A 22,072-nucleotide genomic window follows, 5' to 3' on the forward strand; every position below is an offset into this window, starting at 1 on the left:
TCGCGGGGAATATTTTCTCGGCGGCCGTGTATCTTCCGCTCATCAATATGATATTCGACTGGGAAAAATGGGGGCGGGAACGCTTCATCGTTCTTGGGCTCGTGATCGCCGGAATGCTCGGTCTGACTTATATCACGGGCGGGCGCACTGCGCTGCTGATTGCGGTCGCCGTAGCTGCGGCGGCGATGCTTGGGCGAGGCGCGATCGGTCTGCCGCGGCTGCCTAGCTTTCTGACGAGAGCCCGGCTCATCGTCGGCGGCATTGTCGTGGCGATTCTGTTCGGTGCGATCTTCGCGCTGCGCGCGACAGCATTTGGCGCGGCGAGCGCTGGCGACTATCTGAGCCAGCTCTGCATCCACCTCGCGCAACCAGCGATCGAGATCATGGCGCAATGCTATTCGATCCCCTATTCGAGCGGACTGGAAAGCGTTGACGATGTTTCAAATTTCGGGACCGCCGTCCTTCTGTACGCCTTCCATGTGGCGTGGGTGGGCAACGTCATCATTGTCGACGTCAATCCGGGCGTATCGACCGCCTTTTCGGGTTTTCAGGACATGTTCCTGAGCAGGTTCGGCTATCAACTCACCGCGACCGACTATGACGGATATTTCATCCCGGCCGCGGCAAGCGTGGTCTACGACTTCGGTTATCTGGCCATGGCTATCGGATTTGCATTGCTGGGCTTCATGCTGGGGCTGTTTCAGCGGGCGATGCGCGCGGGAAATTTGTTCTTTGGCCGGGTTGCCTTTTGCTACATCGCTGCGGCGCTGCTGCTGTGCGTTTTGATCAGTCCTGCCAATCTGCCGGTGCTTCTCCTGTCGATCATGGCCATCTCGGCCATTGCTGCCGCGTCGATTTTCGCGCGGGCGCTGGGTTTCGAACTCGTCTTCCTGAAAGAGCTCCCGGCCCGCGAGGCCGGAAGATGAACAAAGCCTCGGACAGACGGCAGTATCGGCATGTCGGGGTCGTCCAAATCTATCCGTGGCGCCCCCACGCCTTCCAGCGCGACTATTTGTTGACGCTGGCCAGCGACAATGGCGCGGAAACCAGCGAACTCGTCTGCAACGGGTCGCTGGAGAAATGCTACGATAAGCAATATCAGACGGTCGGCTTCGGATCGGTCGACCATTGTGTCAAATGCCGATTGGGGCGCAGCGCGAAAGCGCGTTCGCACCGGCAATTCGCGATCGACTGGTCGACCAAGGACATTCCAGTCGAAGGCGAAGAACAGGCAATAATCTCCAACCGCGCAGCGCTGGTTCGAGCCGAGGTGGCAAGCGACGTCAGTCCGGATATCGGCGGACGCGGCCTGCTGCACGCGTATCGGGCTGGCTATCACTCGGCCGTGAAATGGATCGAGAGCTGCAACGTCGACCTGATCCTCCTCTTCAATGGTCGTATCGACATACTCAAGGGAGTGGTCGATGCGGCGACGGCTTGCGGCGTCGACTTCATGTCCTACGAGCGGTCGTGGTTTGGCGACGGGCTGATGCTGCTGCCCCGCGAGAACTGCCTGGGGCTACGTCATATTCATGACATGTGTAGAATCGTCGGCGATTCCGAACTCGCCGAAGAGGATCGGGTCCGCGCCGAGCGGATCATCGCGGGGCGTGTCCACCGGACCGGCAGCAACGAGTGGCGCGATTTCCAGAAGCGCGGCGAAGGAAATTACTCGGACCTCATAAGCCAGATCGGGAAAGCGCCGAAGGTGCTGGTTCTTCCCTCGAGCAACTACGAAATCTGGGGGCACAGCGACTGGCGGGTCGAATGGGTCGATAATTTCGAGGCGATCGACTATCTGCAGTCGGCGCTCGATGTCCCCTTCGAGGATTTCCTGATCCGCGGCCATCCGATATGGGCGCAGCGAGTCGGTGTAAGCTTTGGCAATCGGGCCGACGAGCATTATCGCGACTATTGCGCGCGGCGGGGAATTCGCTACGTCGAGCCGACCTCCGCAATCCACACATCGACGCTGATCGAAGCGTCCGACCTTGTTGTCCTGAACGCCGGAAGTTCGGTCATGGAGGCCGTGTGGCGCGGCAAACCGGTGATATCGCTAGCGGTCAGCACCTATCAGACTGCTGGTGTCTGCCCGACGTTACTTGGCCCCGGCCAGCCAATCGATCTGCCTGATGACGCGACGCGCCGTCGTCAGATCGTGAAGTTCATCCACGCCATGGACCGGGTCGCGCCGACATTCGTCAATCACCTGAAGGCGGTATCGTCCGGCGAGCAACAGGCGTTCGAGGGCGGGGATTTCGGCGATATCGTGCGCCAGCTCGAATTCGACACCCTGATGTCCCCCGGAAAGAACGAAGCGCCGGTTGGCGCTCCGATCGAGCGGCGACCGACCTTGGTAGAGAAGGCGCGTGCGCTGCTCAAATACGGCGATCGATAGGCGGGATGCAGTATTTCTTCTCGTCGACCCTGTTGCTTGCGATGGCCACAGTCATCCACGCGCTTCGCATTATCATACTGTCCTTTCTGCTCGGCAATACCGACTTCGGCGCGGTTTCGACGATCTTGCTCCTCGCGACCCTGTTCACCGAGTTCGGCGCGCTGGGCTTTTCCCAGCTGATTTATAACCAGCCGCTCTTCCATCCCGGTCGCGTGTCGAGGCAAAGTCGCAGGATCGGCCTGTTCTTCCTTACGGGCATGGGGCTGCTGCTCGCAAGCGCGGCGACCGTAGCGGCCATCGCCTCTGCAATTTCGCTGTTCGCGTTCGTCACGATCTTTCTGACGCTGTTTTGCGCCGCGTCCAACATGATGGTGCTGTCGGCGTGCCGGTCGTCGCGCAGCAGCTTTACGCATCCGATTGCTTATTTCATCAAGTCGATTGTCGTCATCCTCGACATCGTGATCCTCGGCTTCTTCACGCCGCCGCTTGCGAAGATGGCGCTATGGGGCGAGGTGGTCGCGCTGCCGATCCTGCTCTTCTATGCCTGGCACGTCGGGATATTGAAGCTGCGCTGGACGACCGCCCGCGAAGTGCCGGCGGTTTTCGCCGCGCATTTCAAGCTCGGCTTGACCGCGATTGCTTCCGCCGCATCGGGCATGCTGTTCTTCAACCAAGAGCGCCTGTTCGGCGTAGCGGCGCTAACGCTGGAGCAGCTCGGCATTCTGACCAAACTGCTGCTACCCAAGATGATCGCGGCGCAGGGAGCGTTCCTGTTGGGCGTTCACTTCCATCGGATGGTCGTCCGCATGTCGGAAGCCGATCGGTCCGCCCTGTTCGCCCGCGCGAAATATTATGAGCGGTTTGCGGTGCCGATCGTAATCTTCACGGTCGCCGCGGGCGGCTATCTGGCGGTGCAGCTCAATATGTTGATCTATGGTATCGCCACCGAATATTCGACCGGATTGGCTGTGACCGTCCTCGCGTTGATCTTCTTCTTCAATCCCTATTCGATCATGCTCCAGGCTACCAATCGTTACTCGTCGCTAGCAATCGCAAACAGCGTTGCGGTGACCGGCTTTATTGCACTGGTCGGGATGGCCGGACCGCACGATCCCGGTGTCGCTGTTCTGTCGGCGCTGTCGGCGTGCCTGTGGTTCCTGATCGTGCGGATCTTCGTCGCCCGTAGCTTTTCCGCCAGCCGCGGATGACGGACGCGGCGATCAATCTTCGATGGGTATGAACAGCGACCAACTGGCGGGCGTGCCGGCCGAAACTGCGCGCGCCACCGGCTTGCCGATCAGAGTCGCAAGAAACTTCGGCGGCAAGCCGTAGCCGGGCCGTATCGCGCGGAGATTCTCGGCCGTCAGCATATCACCTGCTTGCATGTCCTTCGCGATATAGAGCGAGCGACGGAAGATGCGCGAGCCGTCCTCGGCCGGTGTGCCGCCAAAGGCGATCCCACCGATGGCCTGCCAAGCGCGGTCGCATTCGACGCGCAAGGCTAGAAACTCCGAGGGTTCCATCGAAAAGGCGCTGTCGACGCCGCCGTCGGCGCGCGCCAAGGTGAAGTGCTTTTCGATCAACGGCGCACCGAGCGCGACCGAAGCGACCGAAACGCCCGTGCCCATGGTGTGATCCGACAGGCCGACCTCACATCCGAAAGTCTGCCGCATCGCCGGAATGGTGGCGAGGTTCGTGTTCATCGGTTCGGCAGGATAGGTGCTGGTGCATTTGAGCAGGATGATGTCCTGGGCGCCCGCGCGCCGCGCGGCGAGCACGGCTTCGCCGATCTCGGCCACGGTTGCCATCCCGGTCGACATGATCATCGGTTTTCCAGTCGCTGCGACGCGCTCAATCAGCGGAATGTCGACGAGTTCGAACGAAGCGATCTTGTAGGCCGGCACGTCGAGCGTTTCGAGGAAGTCGACGGCGCTATGGTCGAAGGGCGAAGAGAAGCACGCGATCCCGAGCGATTTTGCCCGCTCCATGATCGGCGCATGCCAGTCCCACGGCGTATGCGCCTCATCATAAAGGTCATAGAGATTGCGCCCGTTCCACAGGCTCTTGGGGTCGTCGATGATGAAATCCGCCGTGTGCAGGTCTAGCGTCATCGTGTCGGCGGTATAGGTCTGCAGCTTGATCGCATCGGCGCCCGACGCGGCGGCAGCGTCGACGATTTCCAGCGCGCGGTCGAGCGAGTTGTTATGGTTGCCCGACATTTCGGCGATCAAATAGGGGCGGTGACCCGCACCAATCTCCCGGTTGCCAATTTTCATCTCGCTATTCCTGTTATCCAGATATCAAAAAGGTGAGGCGTCGCGCTCGCGGTCGCCGCGGGGGGTGACCGCTCCCTATCCCGCTCCGAACGGCGGGACAAGCATCGCTCAGGGCCGGAAGAGAAGCTGTAGTTCGAAGCGATCGCCTGACTGCGCATAGCCGGCATTGCGGAACAGGCGCTGCGAAACAGCGTTTCCGGGCAATGTCTCGGCCAGAATGACGAGATCGCGCCCCTCCTTGCGGCTGAGCGCCTGCTGTGCCGCCCTAATCATCGGAAGGCCGAGCCGCCGGCCGGTGACGATCGGGTTGAGATAGAGTGAAATTTCGTAGTGCCGATCGGCAAGGCGATCGAATCGGACGACCCCGATCGGAACGCCGTTTTTCTCCGCGATCAGCAGGAGATGGTCCGGCGACGCGGCGATGCGTTCGAACCATGCACGATGCGCCTCCCATTCGATTATACGAGCGTCGCGCGATACCGCACGGACATAGGGATCGTTACGCCACGCGAGGATGGCCGCCGCATCGTCGCGTGTCGCCCGCCGCGTCGTCACAGAAGCATCGTCGAGGGTCAGCAAAGCCGCCGCCACGCGCTCCGCGCCCCTGGCATCGACGAGTTTTCGGCAGCGCCGGGCCTGCTCCAGTCGGCCGTCCGGATCGGCGAGGATCGCAGGCAGCATTGCGCGCAGCGACGCCCAGTCGCCGGCCTGTACCAGCCACTGGAGACCCTCGTCCGCAAGCTGGTTGGCGATCTCGCGCTGGTTCTCCGCGGTGATGACCGCGATGGCTGGAGCGGCGCTGGCCATGCGTTCCCACGTGGTGCCGCCCGCCGCCAGAATGAAGAGGTCGTGATGCCGAAAAAAGGCCGTGAGATCGGGAAGGTCTACGTCGACTTCGACGTCACCGTCGGTGCTGGCGGCAGCTTGAATCGAAGCAATGTTGGGGTTCATCCCCGACGTGACGATACCGATTTTGCCACCGAACCCTGCAGCTCGCACCGTTTCGAGAACGGGGACCGTCGCGCGGGCCGGGTCGGTCCCGCCCATGAACAGGCCTATCGATGCCACGCCGTTCGATTGTTCGTGAGGCTCGCCGGTCCCGTAGCGCGGATCGATCAGGGCATAGTGCGGGCCGCCGAGTAACTCGGCCTCGCCGACCACATCGCGATATTTGGTCCGGTGATCGCGATCCCAGTTGGGGTCGACGACGAGGTCGGCGCGGAGCGGACGATCGGCGAGATCGTCGATCACCAGAATTCTGCAACCGAGTTCGTAGCGGGCCAGATCGTGCCATTCGGCATCCAGCGCGTAATGATCGACGATGATCCAGTCCGGCCGCCCGCGAGCGAGTGCTGCCAGCAACTCCTGGAAATCATGGACCTGCCCGTGCGGGAGCCAGCTTACCGGATCGGCATCCTGTTCCGGGAGGGGCGAAGGGAGGCGCAGTGCGCCGTCGGCGAATTCGGCGAGAAGCGGCGCAAGGTCAGCGCCCCATTCCTGGACCGCGAACCGGACATCAGCGCCGAATTTTCGAAGCGCCCGTGCGAGCGTCAGGCACCGGCGGACATGGCCGATCCCGATACGGGGAGATGCGTCGGCACGGACGATGATCTGCACGGCCTGCTCCGATCCGGTCAGCGAACCTTGAAGAGGGGTTCGAGCGGCGGGCAGCGCAGCGCTTCGAGGAGCGTGCCGGCGGCAAGCAGGTCTCGGAGCCGCGGGAACAATACTCGATAGGTGTCGAGCAGCGCCGCGAGATCCGTGTCGCCATGCGCGAAACTGAGGTTGTGCGTGCCGTAGCTCAGAATGCCGCGCTGATGCCATTCCTGCATCAGCCAGGTCTTGATCGCGAAGCTGCTCGCGCCGGGCTGGTCGCTGATGGTCAGGAACGACCAGCTCGGATGGCCCTTGATGTCGAGGACATGCGCAATCTGCGTTTCGTCGATGATCGAACGCACCGCGGATTTCAATCCTTCGCCGAGCGCGCCGATCCGCGTGACGACGGGTTCGCGCTTCAGCTTTTCGAGCGTTGCCTTCGCCGCGGCTAGCGACAGGAGTTCTCCGCCGAAGGTGAAGGAAAAGAAGACCTCTTCCATCATCTGCATCACGTCGGCGCGCCCGGCGACGGCCGATACCGGGTAGCCGTTCGCCAGCCCTTTGCCGAATGTCGCGAGATCGGGCATGACGCCGAAGAGTTCCTGCGCCCCGCCGTTGGCATAGCGGAAGCCCGTGATCGTCTCGTCGAATACGAGAATTGCGCCGTGCCGCGTCGCCAGCTCGCGCACTCCTTCGAGGAAACCGGGCGCCGGATATTCGATGTTCATCGGTTCGAGGATCACCGCAGCGATATGGTCCGGCCATTCGGCAAAGACGCGTTCAAGCGATGCGAGGTCATTGTACAGGAACGGGTGCGAGAGCTCGCGGGTCGCCGCCGGCACACCGCGATTGCGCGCCGTCGTGCCGATGTACCAGTCCTGCCAGCCGTGATAGCCGCAGACGGCCACATGGTCGCGGCCGGTGAAGGCGCGCGCGATCCGGATGGCGCCCGAGGTCGCGTCAGAGCCGTTCTTGCCGAACCGGACCTTTTCCGCGCACGGCACCATCTCGCAGATCAGCTCGGCGACTTCGGCCTCCAGCGAAGCTGGAAGCGACAGGATGACGCCGCGATCGAGCTGGTCGCGAACCGCGCCGTCGACGTCAGGATCGGCGTAGCCGAGCGTTACCGAGCAGAGACTGCTGATGAAATCGACATATTCGTTTCCGTCGACATCCCAGACGTGGCTGCCCTTGCCTCGATCGAGGTAGAGCGGCGACACGCCGACCGGGAATTGCGTTCGGCTTTTGCTGAACGTCTGGCTTCCCAGCGGGATGACATTTTCCGCCCGGGCAAGCATGGCTTCCGAACGGTCGAAATGGCGCATTGTCGATACTCCTGTCGTGGTCGGGCCGATGACCCGTCAATTGTCGGCGAAGCGGGCAAGCAGCACGAGATCCTCGAGGCGTCCGTCCGAAACAAAATGCGCGCGGCGAATGGCCTCGACCATGAAACCGGCGCGTTCGAACGCGATCTGGCTGCCCTTGTTGTCGGCATAGCAGCCCGCGGTGAGCTTGCGCAGCCCGAGGTCGCGGAAGCCGATGTCGGCGACCGCCGCGATGGCATGAGTCGCGATGCCGCGCCCCCAGGCGGCCCGCGCACCGATCATCAGGCCGATCTCGCCCAGTCCGTGATGGCGGTCGATCGGTCCGATCTTGATATTGCCGACATGCTGACCGAGCGCCTTCGAATGGATCGCAAGGAACAGCGATGCCGGGCTGGCCAGCATCGATTCGATATAGGCGGCAACACCGTTGTGATCATGGACCACGAAACGGCTTTCGAGATAGCGATTGATTTCGGGGTCGTTGAGCCAGGCGACATAGGAGTCGCTGACATCTTCGGGGGTCAGAACGGCGAGCCGTACGACGTCATTTTCCCAATGGGGTGCCGAATCGATCCGCATCAGGTTTCCATGCGGATGTCGATGCCGCTGTTGCGGACGTGCGAGCGGGTCTGGATCGGGTTCTGATCGCGAAACGCGAAAAAGGTGCCAGCGGAGATCGCCTCCGCACCGCCGTCCAATACGCCGTCCGAAAAATGGCTTGCGATGCCACAGCCGCCCGAAAGGATGACCGGAATGGGCAAGCTGTAGGCGACTTCAGCGCATAGCGCGCAATCGAGCCCTTTTCCCGTGCCGTCGCGGTCGGCGTCGACCAGCACGATCTCCCCCGCGCCGCGCTGCGCCGCTTCGTGCGCCCATTCGACGACGCTGCGCTCGGTGCGGCGCGAGGCCCGGTCGGTATGGACGCGCGGGGTGCCGTCGTCGTCGCGGCGATAGTCGATCGAGACGACGACACATTGCGCACCGAACTGCCCGGCCGCGGCGTCGATGATGTCCGGATTCTCCGCGGCGACGGTGTTGATCACCACCTTGTCGGCACCGTGGTCGAGCAGCCGACCGAAGTCCTCGGCGCTGCTAACGCCGCCGCCCACGGCGAGCGGCATGAAGGTTTCGCTGGCGAGCCGTTCGATGATCCCGAGAAGAAGCTCGTCGGAACCGATCGGGGTCCGGTCGATGTTCAGGACGATGAGCTCGTCGGCCATCTGCGCCTGATATATTTTCGCTTGCGAGACGGGGTCGCCGACGTCGAAGGACTGATCGAACTGGCGCGTCGTGACGAGCACCGGCCGAACCATCGAACCGATCTGGCGGTGCTGGATCAGTAGCTTGGGGATGAGGCGTTTCTTCAGCATGGCGATTACAGCGCGAGGAAGCCTTCGAGGAACCGGATGCCGGCATCCTGGCTCTTTTCGGGGTGGAACTGTGCCGCGACGACATTGCCGCGGCGGATGACCGCGGCGAAATCCTGGCCATGGGTGCAACGGCCGATCGTCTCGCCGAACTCGGGATCGAAGAAGGCAAAGCTGTGGTCGAAATAGAAATCGGCCTTGCTGCCTGCAGCGAAGGCCCCGAACGGCTCGTCGAACATCACGTCGTTCCAGCCGACGTGCGGGACGCGCACCCGGGCGCCATTGGCGATCAGCGGCAGCACCTTGCCGCCCATCCAGTTCAGTCCTTCATGATCGCCAAGCTCGAGCCCGCGGCGGGCCATCAACTGCATTCCGACGCAAATGCCGAGCAGTGGGCGATGTTCGACAAGCGCCCATTGTTCCAGCGCCGGCAGCATCCCGCTTTCGGAAAGCCGTCGCATGCAGAAGGCGAAGGCGCCCACGCCGGGCAGGATGACATGGCTGACGCCGTCCAGCTCGGCCGCGTCTGTGACGAGACGCGTCTCGCAACCGATATGCTCGAAAGCGTTTCGGATCGACCGGATGTTGCCTGCGCGATAATCGATGATGCCGACAACGGTCATCAGGGCGCTCAGGCCTCGTCGTCGGCGAAGGTGAACGATTTGCCGGTACGCATTTCGTAGCGCGCCAGCATTTCGTCCCGCACCCCCTTGGGCATCGCGCCGACGCGCGACCAGCGTTCAAAATCGTGGGTCTTCTTGCCCGGGCGGACCGCGTCGGGATCGTGCTGATAGGGCGAGACCATGTGCTCCATCGCGATGCGGTTGAATTCCGCCTCGCTGAGGCCGACGAAATTCAGAAAATTGTCGAGGCTGGGCGGACGGCGGTTTTCGAACTCGTCGATCAGGTGCTGCCCCTCGTTCAGGGTGATATTGCCCTGCCGAACGTCGATCGCCACCAGATGCGACGGGCGGGTGTAGCCGCGCTTGATATATTTGATGTAATCGCGAACGCCCTGCATCTGGCATTCGATCTTCTCATACTGGTATTGCGGAGGGACGTTCTCGACCTCGTCGCCCTGCCAACCCAGTTCGTCCATGATGATCTTCGACTGCTTCGGCACATCCCACGGAATGTACGAGCCGAGGCAGACCGACCGATAATTGAGCGCGCGCAGGTCCTTGAGCGGCGGATATGAGAAGCATTTGAGATCGCGCGGGTCGACCTTGCCGCCGAGGCGCACGAACATGTCGTCGGCGCTGATGCCGAGATTGACGTAGCGGTTGAACCGCTTCTCGTCGACTTCCTCTTCCTGCTCGTAGCTGAAATAGGCGGTATATTCGGACGAGGGCTCACCCCAGAAGATCAGCGGAACCTTCTTCTCCAGCGCAACCCACATGGGGTAGGAAAAGATGCCGGTGTGGCAATGCCAGCAGAAATCGCCCTTTTCGAGGAAGGACTGGAGCATCAGCTGCTGCACGACCTTCCAGTTCGGGGTGAAGGTCATGATGTCGACGCCGAGCTCGCGACACACCTTCTTGGTGTTTTCCTCGAGGCCGGGACGGAAGAAGCCATGGTCAAAGCGGACGACCAACGGCTTGATCCCATATTCCTTCACCAGATAGTAGAGCGTCCAGGTGCTGTCCTTGCCACCGCTGAAGGGCACGATGCAGTCATAGTCGTATTTGCCGCGATGCTCGGCGATCAGGGCGTCGAGTTCGCCCTTCTTCTGGGCCCAATCGATCCGGTTTTCCTTGAATTCGATCTGGCGGCACACGTTGCACACGCCCTCGTCGTCGAAGGCGATGGTTTCGTGGGTTTCGGGGAGGCCACATTTGCTGCAGCGTTGCATCGGAAAGTCTCCGGAATATGGGGGTGCGGGGAGGGCAGTTGGCGGTTCTCTAGACAGCCGATATCAGCTTTTCAAGGCTTCGTTCCGTTCGTGCGGGTTGGCTTCCAGCAAGCCGGCATCCTGTTGCAGTAGCCGCAAAATGTCGAAATAATCGCATTCGCCGCCCAGCGCCCCGACGATCCGGCGAACGAGCGCCAGATCGTCGGGATAGTCGACGGTCAGCCGCAGATGCGAAGCGGGGACGGCGGCCGTCAGGTTTGCGCGCGACGCACCGCTTTCCGGCGCCCGCATCCAGAGCGTCACATGTTCGCGTTCGGGCCCCGAAACGGCGAGCCGGTCTGCGCGGTCGAGCAGGTCGCGTGTAAAGCATTCGGTGTCCATCCCGTCGGCAAAGCCGGGCGGGTCGACATTGCTGGCATAGTCGACCCCGGCCGACCGATGCAACGCGACCACTTGTGCGATCAGGGCCGGATCGATCAACGGGCAATCGCCGGTCAGCCGGAGAATGGTCCTGGCGTCAAAGACGTCGGCGCCGACGACATAGCGTGCGAGAACGTCGTTCAGCGGCCCGCGCACTACCGGTACGCCATGGGCCTCCGCTGCGGCCGCGAGCGGATCGTCAGATGGGTCGTCGCTGGTCAGCACCGCGACCAGGTCGATTCCCCGAGCCCGACGGACGCGGTCGGCCATGAAGCAGATCATCGGCAGGCCGCCGAGATCGGCGAGCACCTTTCCAGGCAAGCGGCTGCTCGACATGCGGGCCTGAATGAGCGCTACGGTATCGGACATGTCAGCTCCGCCACTGCCGGGGATCAAGAACGTGCGGGTCGTCGCCCGCCAGTTCGGGGGCCTCGATCGCCGATGTCGCATTCCACGCCGTGACGATATCGCGCAACTGCGCCGTGCTGTCGACGCCGACGAGGCAATAATCGACCGTATCGAAGCTTTTCGTAACGGCCAAGGCAGCTGCGAGGCGCGATAGGCCGGCTTCCGCACACCATCGGTCCCAGCGGGCGAGCCAGCCTGCCGCCTGGGGCACGCGCGCGACGGCCCGGTCGCGGTCAACGAGGAGCAGGCCTTGCAGGAACGCCGAGCGCATCGAAACCTCGGTGTCCGTAAGCGCTTCGGCGAGGCCGTCGATGCGCTGATCGTAGGCGTTGCCGGGCAATTGAGCCATAACATGGTCCGGCCATAGTGCTGCGCCGGGCAGCGTTTCCGCTGAATAATGCGATGCCCCGACGCGGATTCCGCTTCCTGCCAACGTGTCGGCCAAGGCCTCGCGGAGCGCGGCGCCATGGGGCCCGATCGGCAGTGACGCGTCGTGGAAGATGATCCCGCACAGCCGGTCGCCTAGCCGCCGGCGACTGAGGTCGACCGATGCGCGCAGCCACGACACCGCCTCGGCGCTGTCGAGTCCTTCGGGCATTGCCGGAATCTTCGAGACGATGCTGAAATCCAGCCGCCCGCAGAGCGCGCCGAGCCGTTCTTCGATGTCGCCATAGGCCGGCGCAGTATCGAGGCGACGGATGCCACCTTCATAGGCCGCTGCCAATATGGTCCGCGCTTCAGATTCCGAAACAGGGTGGTTGCCACCCGCAAAACCATAGGCGAGGCCGAACTGCACCGTACCGAGCGCGAGTTCCATGGATTTTGCCGTCAGGCGCCGATCGCGCGGCTGAGTCGATCGACGACATAATCCTGTTCGGACGGGTCGAGCGACGGAAACAGCGGAAGCGTGATCGCGCCGGCATAATAGGCCTCGCTGGCCGGAAAATCGCCGGGCGCGAAGCCGCGCGCCCGATAATAGGGCTGGAGGTGGATCGGGATATAGTGGACGTTCACCAGTATCCCGTCGGCGCGCAGTGCGGCGAAGACGTCGCCCCGCGAGGTGCTGTCGGCGACTTCCACGACGTATAGGTGATGCGCCGATTGCCGATCGTTCGGTCGAACCGGAAGCTTCAGAGGGAGCCCGGCGAGCTTGTCGTCGTAGCGGCGCGCGGCATCGTCCCGGCGACGAAATTTCTCGTCGAGGCTCGTCAGTTGCGAGCTGCCCAGCGCGGCCTGAATGTCGGTGATGCGATAGTTGAAGCCGAGATCGATCTGCTCGTAATACCAGGCGCCCTCGCCACCGCTTTGCATCTGCGCGGCGTCGCGGGTGATCCCGTGGCTGCTCAACAGCCGTATGCGGTTGGCGAGTGCTGCGTCGTCGGTCAGGCACAGTCCGCCTTCGCCGGTCGTCACGATCTTCACCGGATGAAAGGAGAAGACGCTGATGTCGGCATAGCGGCCGATCGGTTCGCCGCGATAAGTGGCGCCGACGGCGTGCGAGCTGTCCGAAACAATCCTGAAGCCATAGCGGTCGGCGAGCGACCGGATTTCCTTGAGGTCGCAGGGCAGGCCGGAGAAATCGACAGGGATCACGACCTTGGGTAGCCGGCCGTCGCGCTCGGCAGCGGAGAGCCGTTCTGCGAGCGCGCCGACCGACATGTTGCGGGTCACCGGGTCGATGTCGACGAAATCGACATCCGCGCCGCAATAGAGGGCGCAATTGGCCGATGCGACGAAGCTGATCGGCGACGTCCACACGATATCGCCCGGGCCGACGCCGAGCGCGAGGCAGGCGAGGTGGAGCGCGGCAGTCGCGTTGCACACCGCGACCGCGTGGTTGCCGCTGTGGAGCGCCGCGAAGTCGGCCTCGAAACGCGCGACCGCCGGTCCTTGGGTAAGAAACGGCGACCCGAGGGTATTGACAACCGCCGCGATATCGGCGTCGCTAATTTCCTGCCGGCTATAGGGGATAGGCCGCATTACTGACCGTCAACGGCAAAGGCGGAATCGACATGCTGCTGGATTAGGCTGCGGATATCGTCGACCGACAGGAAGTCCTCGTTCGTGCCACTGTCGTATGAGAAGCCCGCCGGAACCAGTTTGGCGCCCACGCGGTCGCAATAGCGGTCGATCGCGTCGGGGTCGCCGGGCGGCAGGATGGCGAAATAGCTGCCGAGATCGACAGTGTTGGGGCTGTCGCTGGCGGTGATCATTTCCTCGTGGATCTTTTCACCAGGACGAATACCGATGATTTCCTGTTTCGCGGCCGGCGCGACCGCGGTTGCGACATCGGTGACGCGATAGGACGGAATCTTGGGTACGAAGATTTCACCACCCTCGGCATGATTTAGAGCCCACATCACCAGCGAAACACCGCCGTCGAGCGAGATGTTGAAACGCGTCATCGACGGGTCGGTGATTGGCAGGCTGCCGTGGTCGCGGCGGCCGAGGAAGAAAGGAATGACCGAACCGCGGCTGCCCATGACGTTGCCGTAGCGGACCACGCTGAAGCGGATGTCGCGGCTACCGCGTATATTGTTGGCGGCGATGAACAGCTTGTCCGAGCAGAGCTTCGTCGCACCATAGAGGTTGACCGGTGCTGCCGCCTTGTCGGTCGAAAGCGCAACGACGCGCTTCACGCCCAGGTCGAGGCAGGCTTCAATGATGTTCTGGGCGCCGATGACATTGGTCTTGATGCATTCGAACGGATTATATTCCGCCGCTGGAACCTGTTTAAGCGCGGCGGCATGAATGACCGTATCGGTGCCCTCCATTGCCCGGCGGACGCGGTCGACATCACGGACATCGCCGATGAAATAGCGGAGGAAAGGATATTTCGATTCGGGAAACTCCTGCGCCATTTCAAACTGCTTAAGTTCATCGCGCGAAAAAATTACCAGTCGCCGGGCCTTCGCGGTCTGGACGACGTGCCGAACGAAAGCCTTGCCGAAGGAGCCGGTGCCGCCCGTGAGAAATATCGAAGCGTCGTCAAGCTGGAACGGGGTCATAAACGTCCTTAAGGTTTTGCAGGGGGCCGCCCATATCCGACAGGATTTGGCTTGTCGAGGCAGCTGTCGCCAAGCCGCGGCGTCTAAGAGCCGTATGTGGATCGCACCAGTTTGCGCAGTTCGTCCTCAAGGCCCAACGGCTGGTTGCCGGCGCGATTTGCCCGCGGGTCGAGGACGCTCGATCGGAATAGCCGACGCCCGATCGCGGGGAAGAGCCGGTCGGCGCCGGCGACGACGATCCGCGGTAGGGAGACGATACGAAGCCTCATACGAGCCTCCTCAACCAGCACCACGCCGAGAAGGTCATAGTCGAAAAGCCGGGGATCGGCTGCGAAAGATATTCCGCCTGTCCCCGACCGCGCGGCATTTGCCAATTGGCGCGCGGCGTCGGCATAGGTGATCATGGAGCGCCGAACGGGGTGTCCCGAAGCGGCCGGCAGGTGCCTCAGCCGGGTTGCCAGCGATAAAAGCGGAGCCAGCAGGCTAGGCTTAGCCGCTGAAAACAAAAAGGGCAATCGTACGCATTCGACCGAAAATGCGTCATCGGAATTTCCTAGCAGGACATGCTCGGCCGCGGCCTTCGATCGGCCATATGCATTGATCGGTCGCTCGACAGTCCGATCGTCGATATGCTCGGCCGCGCCGAGAATGGAAAAGCTGCTGACCTGAACCAGCCGGGGAACGCCGGCATCTTTCGCGGCGTGCGCGATCGCCCGGGGAAGATCTATGTTCGCCGACTGTAGCGTCGGTTTGTCGCCCGTTGCGCTGCCGGCAGCATTGATGACAGCCGCGCAGCGCGCGAGAGTCCCGGCAGGCGGAGTGCCGTCTTGGCCGATTCGGACATGTTCGAAGCCTGGCAGCGGCGTGTCCGCCTTCCGCGTCGCGGCAATGGCTCTTTCGGGGCCCAGCTCGCGCAGCAGTGCCTGCCCGAGCTCGCCATTGGCGCCGACCACCAGATACCGGTCGCGGGTCATCGGCTTTGCGGCCCGGATGCGGCATCGCCCGACCCGGCGCCTGTCGCGGTTGCCCACAGGATCCGCAAATCCTGCGCGAGCGACCAAGGACCGTCGTAGCTTTTGTCGATTAGCGCCAGCTTGTCCGGGGTCGACATATCTATCCCGCGAATCTGTGCGACGCCGGTGATGCCGGGAACGAGGTCGAATACGCCCTGCGTTCGTCGCGCTTCGGTCAATTCGACCTGGTTCGGAAGCCCCGGTCGCGGGCCGACGAAGGACATGGTCCCGTTGAGAACGTTCCAGATTTGCGGCAGCTCGTCGATCTTGAGGCGGCGCAAGAGGCGGCCCGTAACGAGGATGCTGGCGGCGCCAACCTGATGCGATGCGACGCTGGGCGTGGCGACGTGCATGGTCCGCAACTTCAGCAAACGGAACGGACGCTCGCGCAGTCCGAGGCGTGTCTGGAAGAACAGCGGCGAGGCTTTCGCTTCGATCGCGATGGGAATCGCGGCGGCGAGGCACGCGATGACGGCAACGGGAGCCAGAGCCAGACCGAGCAGGACATCGAACAGGCGTTTCATGGGGTCAGTCGGGCGGCGATCGAGAGGAGGAGGACGCGATGACGTCGCTCATAAGGGCTCCCCGGACAGCGCACAACCATTTGATACGGCGGCCATGCAATCTGACCCGCTGCGGCGTTCAATAGGCAGCTAAAATAGGATTGTCGGCCTATTTCCTACTTTCCGTGACGGTTCCATGACGGTTTCGGGACGATGATCCTTCGTCCTTTCTCAAGGAGAATCGAATGTCATGTGAAGCCGCAACTGCACCTATTCTTTCCCCCGCCGATCTGGCGCTTGCCAAATTGCTGGCCGTGAAAACCGGATCGCCCGACAGCTTTGCGCGGGTCGATATGAACGACATTCTGGCGCTTATTTCGTCAGCCGCCTTCGGATTCCAGCGCTATGAGACCGTCGGAGCGCGCGACGCCGATACGACCCAGCCGAACGGCACGCTCAGCTATGTCTGGAACAACAACGACGATCCCGATGATACCGCCAACGGCTTCTATGCCTGGGATCTCTCGGCGACCGACTGGATCGAAGCGCCGTGGATTGCGAACGCCCTGTCGACAGCGGTCAACGATCTCGTCGAAGCGGTCGACGGCCAGTTCGCCGCAATCGAAACGAAACTCGACAATATGAAGAGGCAGGAGGTCGTCTATTGCGGGGTTACGGCCTCGACCGGTTCGCAGATCTCGCTTCAGACGGCCTATGGTACGGAAACGACGCCTGATATCTATCGCCTGTATCGGTTCCAGCTGAACTCGACCTATCCCGGTCCGTCGGTCAACGTTCCGACGGTAGCGCTCAACGGCGGCGCGCCGGTTCCCGTCTATGACCATGCCGGCCAGCTTATCGATCGCGAACAGCTAAAGGCGCAGCACTATGTCACGCTGCAATATCGCACCGCGTTCGGCGGGATCTTCAGTGTCGTCTCGCCGGCTAAGGCGCACACGTCGCCCCCGATCATCCTGACCGACACGGAGTCGAGCAGCGGCAATGCCTATGTGACGCGGACCCGCAATCTCGATTATCTGCCCGACAACAAACAGCTGTACCTGGCGCGCTTCAACGGCACCCAGACGGCATCGCACCTGTCGTTGCAGGTAAACAGCGCGCCTGCGCTCCCGGTATATGAACTAAACGGTGGGGTGCCGGTCGCTGGCCGCATTCAGGCCGGCCAGCTTTACACGCTGCAATATGTCGAAGCTGGCGATCCCGACGACGCCGGCGGCGCGCCCTACTGGATCATCCTCGATCCGGCTGAAGACGTCGGCCAGCGGCAGGCGCTCGTCGCGGCCCAAATCGCGGAGCAAGCGACGCTCTCGCTTCGCGAACGCTGGCGCGACGACAATCTCGCAGCGTTCGATGCTATCCCGCGCACCACGCTCTTTGACCACGATTTCGCAACCGACGTCGATGCCGGCATGTATCGCGCCCGCCTTGGAGGAGAAGCGCTCACCGAGGAGTATATCGCGTATGACTGGAATGCCGAAGGTTACATCGAGAAGGATCTGTCAGGGAACGACGGCCTTTGGTGGGACGCGAATCATGTCTGGCCCGGTCCCGGCTTCCTGCAACTGCCGCTCGTCCTGCAGCCGACGTGGCACGCTGCGCTGAGCAGTTCGACGCCGCTCAAAAATGCCATTCTCACCACGCGGCTACGGCTCGTCGATTTCGAGTTGCCACCGGGCGCCGTGCTGGCATGGCATTTTCAGACCATCGACGATTCGCCGGGCGGATCGGGGAAGGCGGTGAATTATATCAGCGTCGACAGGCTGGTCAGCGATGCGGCCGGCTTCGGCATCGGTCCCGATAGCGGAATCAGCTGGCCGCATCTGAAGCCATCCGTTGCCGATAGCGGATGGTTCGACTTCTCGGTGCGTTTCATCCCCGACGACGCCTTCTGGCAACCGCTGGCGACCAGCGTATTGCGTGGCAATGGCCCGGACGGAACCAACACTTATTCGACGGCGCCGATCCGGCGCGCGCTGGAGGGGACGTTTTTGTCGATGATCCTGGTCGTCCTGTTCCCGCAACAGATCAACCCCCGGGCGCGCCCCGCCCGCCGTGCGAAAGGTACGCTTCAGCTCGACTCGATCCGGCTGGATGTCGTGACCTAAGCCGCCTTCCTATCTGGACGACGCGGTGGTGCCGACACCGCGTCGTCTCGAAGGGGGAATTGCCGATCAGGGCAAATCCGGTAGTAAGAAGGGCAGGTCCGGGCCGTCCGAGCCGATGATCGGAGCAAGAATTTGGCCAAGGTTTCGGATATTTCCCATCGTATCGCGGAAGCCATGGGGCTGGCGTGTGACCTGGAAATTCATGCGTTCGAGGCGGGTTCGGAGACATTCGTCCGTCTGTTCGCCGACCCGGAGCTGACCAAGGCACTGGCGAACCCCGTCTCGGTCCAATTCGGTGCGCCGATACCGCATTTCTATCACGACCATCCGGGTGGCCTGCGCGTCAAGGTGGTTAACGCCAACAGCCAGGGCGTGGTGTTCGACGACGATCCCTATGATCGCCCGGTTTCGTTGCTGTCGTTATCGGGGAACAACGGCGGCGATCTGGTTGGAAACCGCCTCAAGGCTGGTTCGGGCCTGCGCGTCCAGACCGTGTCAGAATGGATCGCTGGCGGGCCGCTCATGCCATCGCAGTTTGTGGGCGACGATCGTGAGCAGCTGGTCGCGGCCATTGGCGAAGGAGCGGCCTGGCGCGGCGATGTCCAGGGGCACTGCATCCAGCTCGGCCGTGGCCAGCTAACTGTGTCGGCGCCATTCAATCTCGAAAACAGGGTAATTTTGCGCGGCCAGAACAAGCGAGGATCGAAGATCAAGGCGGGGCCGGACCATTCCGGTCCTTTCATGACGACAGTCAGGAACGGCAAGGCCAGCTCGTTCGATAATTCGATCGAGCAGCTCACCCTCGATTGCAACAATGTCGCCGGGCTGGGCGGTGTGGACAGCGAGGCGTGGCAAGAAGGCGGTGGCCTCCGGAGCGTACTGATAGAGAAATTCCGGGGAATCGGCGTCCAACTGCGCGGGATGGACGGCGGCGCAGCGCTTTGCCGCTTTTCCGACAGCGAGATCTTCGGTTCGCCCCTCGGCTGCATCTCCGGCATCCGGTTGCACGACATGCTCGCCGCGCAGGCGTTTCAATTAGTCATTTCTGCCACCACGGTCGCCGGAGGCGGCGCGGATAACCGCTCGATGCCCAGGGCGGTCGATATCTTGAGCGGATCGCTGCGCCTTTATGCCAGTCACGTCGAGAATTGTGTGACGGGCGTCTATATCGACGGGGCCGGAGACCATCTCATCGAAGGATTGAGCGGGGCTGATGCCGCAGGCGGCGTTACAAACCTGGTCGAAATCGCACCCGGCTTCACCGGAACGTTGCGGATGCGAAATTGCTGTCGCAATGGGGCTGTGAACTTGCTGAAGGACAATCGTCCTGGCGGGCTCGGCACGATTTCCTACGATACGGACGTGACGATCCGGAACGAGCCCGAGGCAGCGCAGGGAGCGATCCTCGCATCGGCGAACATCGATGGCACGCGAACCCCCAGGATCACGAAGGGATTCGGAGTCGCCGCCGTGCAACGCAAGGGTATCGGCGACTATGTCGTCGTGATGACCCGATCCACCCAGACCGCGAACGACTTTTCGGTGTTCGCCACGACGAACCAGGGCACCGGCAATGTGCGGTGCGATTTGACCGGGGTCAACTCGGTTCGTCTGCGTTGCTTCGACGCAGCCAATAATCCTGTAGATGTGAATGAACTCAAGCTGCTCGTCGTCAGGGTTGCATAGTCCGCTCCGGTGTAGACCCGCCTAGCGACTGGTAGATGTCGCGATACCATCTGACGAACTGCGGTATTCCGACGGCAATCGGCGTGGTCGGCCGGAAACCGAGATCGCGTCCGATCGCGTCGATATCGGCAAAAGTGGCGGGAACGTCGCCGTCCTGCATCGGCAGCAGGTTGAGTTCTGCCTTTCGTCCGCATGCTTCTTCGACTGCGGCGATCAGATCCATCAGAGGCTCGGGCCTGTTGTTACCGATATTGTAGAGCCGGTGCGGGGTGGTAAAGCCGCCCGCCTTTTCCTTGCCGTCGTCGGCCGGGGGATGATCGAGGCTGCGCAGCACACCGTCGACGATATCGTCGATATAGGTGAAGTCGCGCTGCATATCGCCGTGATTGTAGACGTCGATCGGCTTGCCCTCGAGGATGTTCGCCGTGAATTTCCACAGCGCCATGTCGGGGCGTCCCCACGGGCCATAGACGGTGAAAAAACGCAGGCCCGTCTGCGGAACGCGGAACAGATGCGCGTAGGTTTCACTCATCAATTCGTCGGCGCGCTTCGTCGCGGCATAAAGCGAGATCGGATGGTCGGTACGGTCTTCGACCCTGAAAGGCATGCTCTTGTTGGCGCCATAGACCGAGGAAGAGGAGGCATAGACGAGGTGCGCCACGTTGCGATGACGCGCGAGTTCAAGGATGTTGAGGTGCCCGGCAAGGTTCGAACGGACATAGGCCGCAGGGTTGTCGATCGAATAGCGTACCCCCGCCTGCGCGGCGAGATGGACGATCCGGTCGAAATCGACAGGCCCCAGAACGGAGACCAGCGCCGCATCGTCGCCGACGTCGGCGGCGTGAACGGTCAGCCGGTCGCCGCCGAGCCGTTCGAGCTCCGCGATCCGGGCGTTCTTGAGCGCGACGGGATAATAATCGTTGAAATTGTCGACGCCGATCACGGTCTCGCCGCGCGCGAGCAGCCTTGCCGCGACATGCATTCCGATGAATCCTGCGATACCGGTGACCAGGATAGCCATGGTCAGACCTCGCCTGCCATGGGATAACCCTGCGGATTGTCCGACTGCCAGCGCCATGAGGAGGCGCACATCGCGTCGACGTCGAGCGCCGCGCGCCAGTGCAGCAGCTTTTCGGCTTTGGCGGTCGCGGCGTAGCTTCTGGCGACGTCGCCGGGACGGCGGGGGACGATCTCCAAAGGAATGGGCCGGCCGCTCGCTCGCCGATAGGCGATGACGAGTTCCTTGACCGTTACGCCTTGCCCGGTGCCGACGTTGATCGCCTCGCACCCCATCGCGCGGCCGGTGTAGTCGAGCGCCGCCAGATGCGCGTCGGCGAGGTCGACGACATGGATATAGTCGCGCTCGCCGGTGCCGTCGCGCGTGTCATAATCGTCGCCGAAGATCGAGAGTTTTGCGCGCCGACCGACGGCAACCTGCGCGACGAACGGCATGAGATTGTTGGGAATCCCCTGCGGATCCTCGCCGATCCTGCCCGATTCATGCGCGCCGACGGGGTTGAAGTAGCGGAGCAGAACCGCCGAGGCATCAGGCGTCACGCTCACCCAGTCGCTGATGATCCCCTCGACCATCGCCTTGGTGCGGCCATAAGGATTGGTCGGACCGATCGGATGTTCTTCGTCGAAGGGCAGATATTGCGCTTCGCCGTAAACGGTGGCGGACGAGGAGAAGACGATGCGCCGACAGTTTGCGGCATCCATCGCCGCCAGCAGATTGGTCGAACCAGTGACGTTGGTCTGGTAATAGAGAAGCGGCTTTTCGTTCGATTCGCCGACCGCCTTCAGCCCCGCGAAGTGAATGACGGCGTCCGGCGCGAAATCGACCAGTGCGGCGGTCAGGGCGTCGGCGTCGCGAATGTCGCCCTCCACCACGGTCATGTCCCGATTGGTCAACTGACGGACGCGCGCGAGGGCGACCGGCGAACTGTTGCAATAATTGTCGAAGACGCAGACGTCGTGCCCGGCGGCGAGCAACTGGACCAGCGTGTGGCTGCCGATATAGCCAGCCCCGCCGGTTACGAACACCTTCATTCACGTTCCTTTCGATGCGCCCGTGTTTTGCTGCCGATCCTTGGA

General features: G+C 62.4%; 19 protein-coding genes. 4 read left to right on the top strand and 15 right to left on the bottom strand.

The window, feature by feature from the left end; translation table 11 throughout:
- Window positions 1-748 precede the first annotated feature (748 nt).
- Complete coding sequence (locus QOL68_RS05480) at window positions 749-2,398, top strand: hypothetical protein (protein WP_282947650.1); 1,650 nt, start codon at window positions 749-751, stop codon at window positions 2,396-2,398.
- Window positions 2,399-2,403: 5 nt separating this feature from the next.
- Window positions 2,404-3,606, top strand: a complete 1,203-nt coding sequence (locus QOL68_RS05485; RefSeq protein ID WP_282947651.1) for a hypothetical protein — start codon at window positions 2,404-2,406, stop codon at window positions 3,604-3,606.
- A 12-nt stretch (window positions 3,607-3,618) separates the two neighbouring features.
- Here the strand turns inward: QOL68_RS05485 and pseI are convergent, their stop codons facing one another.
- The 13 genes from pseI to QOL68_RS05550 all read right to left on the bottom strand — a co-directional run bounded on the left by pseI (window position 3,619) and on the right by QOL68_RS05550 (window position 16,187).
- Complete coding sequence (gene pseI, locus QOL68_RS05490; RefSeq protein WP_282947652.1) at window positions 3,619-4,674, bottom strand: pseudaminic acid synthase; 1,056 nt, start codon at window positions 4,672-4,674, stop codon at window positions 3,619-3,621.
- Between the two features lie 108 nt (window positions 4,675-4,782).
- Entirely contained in the window at window positions 4,783-6,291 is a 1,509-nt protein-coding gene (gene pseG / locus QOL68_RS05495) for a UDP-2,4-diacetamido-2,4,6-trideoxy-beta-L-altropyranose hydrolase (protein ID WP_282947653.1), read from the bottom strand.
- Between the two features lie 17 nt (window positions 6,292-6,308).
- A complete protein-coding gene (locus QOL68_RS05500; protein WP_282947654.1) occupies window positions 6,309-7,595 on the bottom strand; it encodes an aminotransferase class III-fold pyridoxal phosphate-dependent enzyme in 1,287 nt (428 codons plus the stop codon).
- Between the two features lie 36 nt (window positions 7,596-7,631).
- Window positions 7,632-8,174, bottom strand: coding sequence for a GNAT family N-acetyltransferase (locus QOL68_RS05505; protein WP_282947655.1), 543 nt, complete (start codon window positions 8,172-8,174; stop codon window positions 7,632-7,634).
- The gene (gene hisF, locus QOL68_RS05510) at window positions 8,174-8,965 is read right to left on the bottom strand and encodes an imidazole glycerol phosphate synthase subunit HisF (protein ID WP_282947656.1); all 792 of its coding nucleotides are present in this window, start codon (window positions 8,963-8,965) and stop codon (window positions 8,174-8,176) included. Before hisF ends, QOL68_RS05505 begins: the two co-directional genes overlap by 1 nt.
- A gap of 5 nt (window positions 8,966-8,970) precedes the next feature.
- Window positions 8,971-9,585 (bottom strand): imidazole glycerol phosphate synthase subunit HisH, encoded by a 615-nt coding sequence (gene hisH, locus QOL68_RS05515; RefSeq protein ID WP_282947657.1) that lies wholly within the window; start codon window positions 9,583-9,585, stop codon window positions 8,971-8,973.
- A gap of 8 nt (window positions 9,586-9,593) precedes the next feature.
- Window positions 9,594-10,814, bottom strand: a complete 1,221-nt coding sequence (locus QOL68_RS05520) for an N-acetyl sugar amidotransferase (protein ID WP_282947658.1) — start codon at window positions 10,812-10,814, stop codon at window positions 9,594-9,596.
- A 63-nt stretch (window positions 10,815-10,877) separates the two neighbouring features.
- Complete coding sequence (locus QOL68_RS05525) at window positions 10,878-11,603, bottom strand: cytidylyltransferase domain-containing protein (protein ID WP_282947659.1); 726 nt, start codon at window positions 11,601-11,603, stop codon at window positions 10,878-10,880.
- Between the two features lies 1 nt (window position 11,604).
- Window positions 11,605-12,459, bottom strand: a complete 855-nt coding sequence (locus tag QOL68_RS05530; RefSeq protein WP_282947660.1) for an aldo/keto reductase — start codon at window positions 12,457-12,459, stop codon at window positions 11,605-11,607.
- An 11-nt stretch (window positions 12,460-12,470) separates the two neighbouring features.
- Window positions 12,471-13,622: a UDP-4-amino-4,6-dideoxy-N-acetyl-beta-L-altrosamine transaminase gene (pseC, locus tag QOL68_RS05535; protein WP_282947661.1), complete on the bottom strand. Its 1,152-nt coding sequence runs from the start codon at window positions 13,620-13,622 to the stop codon at window positions 12,471-12,473.
- On the bottom strand, window positions 13,622-14,650 hold the full coding sequence (gene pseB, locus QOL68_RS05540; protein WP_282947662.1) for a UDP-N-acetylglucosamine 4,6-dehydratase (inverting): 1,029 nt from the start codon (window positions 14,648-14,650) through the stop codon (window positions 13,622-13,624). Before pseB ends, pseC begins: the two co-directional genes overlap by 1 nt.
- Before the next feature lie 83 nt (window positions 14,651-14,733).
- Window positions 14,734-15,681, bottom strand: coding sequence for a sugar nucleotide-binding protein (locus tag QOL68_RS05545; protein ID WP_282947663.1), 948 nt, complete (start codon window positions 15,679-15,681; stop codon window positions 14,734-14,736).
- Window positions 15,621-16,187 (bottom strand): sugar transferase, encoded by a 567-nt coding sequence (locus QOL68_RS05550; protein WP_282947664.1) that lies wholly within the window; start codon window positions 16,185-16,187, stop codon window positions 15,621-15,623. Before QOL68_RS05550 ends, QOL68_RS05545 begins: the two co-directional genes overlap by 61 nt.
- Before the next feature lie 293 nt (window positions 16,188-16,480).
- Between QOL68_RS05550 and QOL68_RS05555 the strand changes: the two genes are divergently transcribed.
- Window positions 16,481-18,292 carry a hypothetical protein gene (locus tag QOL68_RS05555; RefSeq protein ID WP_282947665.1) on the top strand — a complete coding sequence of 604 codons (1,812 nt, stop codon included), beginning with the start codon at window positions 16,481-16,483 and terminating at the stop codon, window positions 18,290-18,292.
- 132 nt (window positions 18,293-18,424) lie between these two features.
- Window positions 18,425-19,978, top strand: coding sequence for a hypothetical protein (locus tag QOL68_RS05560; RefSeq protein ID WP_282947666.1), 1,554 nt, complete (start codon window positions 18,425-18,427; stop codon window positions 19,976-19,978).
- On the opposite strand, the gene QOL68_RS05565 is transcribed toward QOL68_RS05560, so the two are convergent.
- Both QOL68_RS05565 and galE read right to left on the bottom strand, forming a co-directional pair.
- Complete coding sequence (locus QOL68_RS05565) at window positions 19,965-20,999, bottom strand: NAD-dependent epimerase/dehydratase family protein (protein ID WP_282947667.1); 1,035 nt, start codon at window positions 20,997-20,999, stop codon at window positions 19,965-19,967. The genes QOL68_RS05560 and QOL68_RS05565 overlap by 14 nt on opposite strands.
- Before the next feature lie 2 nt (window positions 21,000-21,001).
- Complete coding sequence (galE, locus tag QOL68_RS05570) at window positions 21,002-22,027, bottom strand: UDP-glucose 4-epimerase GalE (RefSeq protein WP_282947668.1); 1,026 nt, start codon at window positions 22,025-22,027, stop codon at window positions 21,002-21,004.
- Window positions 22,028-22,072: the final 45 nt, after the last annotated feature.

This window comes from Sphingopyxis sp. Geo25 (assembly GCF_949769135.1).
In the GTDB taxonomy this organism is placed as follows: Bacteria; Pseudomonadota; Alphaproteobacteria; order Sphingomonadales; family Sphingomonadaceae; genus Sphingopyxis.

Excerpts from the sequence above, each read along its gene's own strand:
- QOL68_RS05485 (WP_282947651.1), top strand. The coding sequence starts at position 2,404 with ATGCAGTATTTCTTCTCGTCGACCCTGTTGCTTGCGATGGCCACAGTC.
- pseI (WP_282947652.1), bottom strand. The coding sequence starts at position 4,674 with ATGAAAATTGGCAACCGGGAGATTGGTGCGGGTCACCGCCCCTATTTG.
- QOL68_RS05500 (WP_282947654.1), bottom strand. The coding sequence starts at position 7,595 with ATGCGCCATTTCGACCGTTCGGAAGCCATGCTTGCCCGGGCGGAAAAT.
- QOL68_RS05505 (WP_282947655.1), bottom strand. The coding sequence starts at position 8,174 with ATGCGGATCGATTCGGCACCCCATTGGGAAAATGACGTCGTACGGCTC.
- hisF (WP_282947656.1), bottom strand. The coding sequence starts at position 8,965 with ATGCTGAAGAAACGCCTCATCCCCAAGCTACTGATCCAGCACCGCCAG.
- hisH (WP_282947657.1), bottom strand. The coding sequence starts at position 9,585 with ATGACCGTTGTCGGCATCATCGATTATCGCGCAGGCAACATCCGGTCG.
- QOL68_RS05520 (WP_282947658.1), bottom strand. The coding sequence starts at position 10,814 with ATGCAACGCTGCAGCAAATGTGGCCTCCCCGAAACCCACGAAACCATC.
- QOL68_RS05525 (WP_282947659.1), bottom strand. The coding sequence starts at position 11,603 with ATGTCCGATACCGTAGCGCTCATTCAGGCCCGCATGTCGAGCAGCCGC.
- QOL68_RS05530 (WP_282947660.1), bottom strand. The coding sequence starts at position 12,459 with ATGGAACTCGCGCTCGGTACGGTGCAGTTCGGCCTCGCCTATGGTTTT.
- pseC (WP_282947661.1), bottom strand. The coding sequence starts at position 13,622 with ATGCGGCCTATCCCCTATAGCCGGCAGGAAATTAGCGACGCCGATATC.
- pseB (WP_282947662.1), bottom strand. The coding sequence starts at position 14,650 with ATGACCCCGTTCCAGCTTGACGACGCTTCGATATTTCTCACGGGCGGC.
- QOL68_RS05550 (WP_282947664.1), bottom strand. The coding sequence starts at position 16,187 with ATGAAACGCCTGTTCGATGTCCTGCTCGGTCTGGCTCTGGCTCCCGTT.
- QOL68_RS05565 (WP_282947667.1), bottom strand. The coding sequence starts at position 20,999 with ATGGCTATCCTGGTCACCGGTATCGCAGGATTCATCGGAATGCATGTC.
- galE (WP_282947668.1), bottom strand. The coding sequence starts at position 22,027 with ATGAAGGTGTTCGTAACCGGCGGGGCTGGCTATATCGGCAGCCACACG.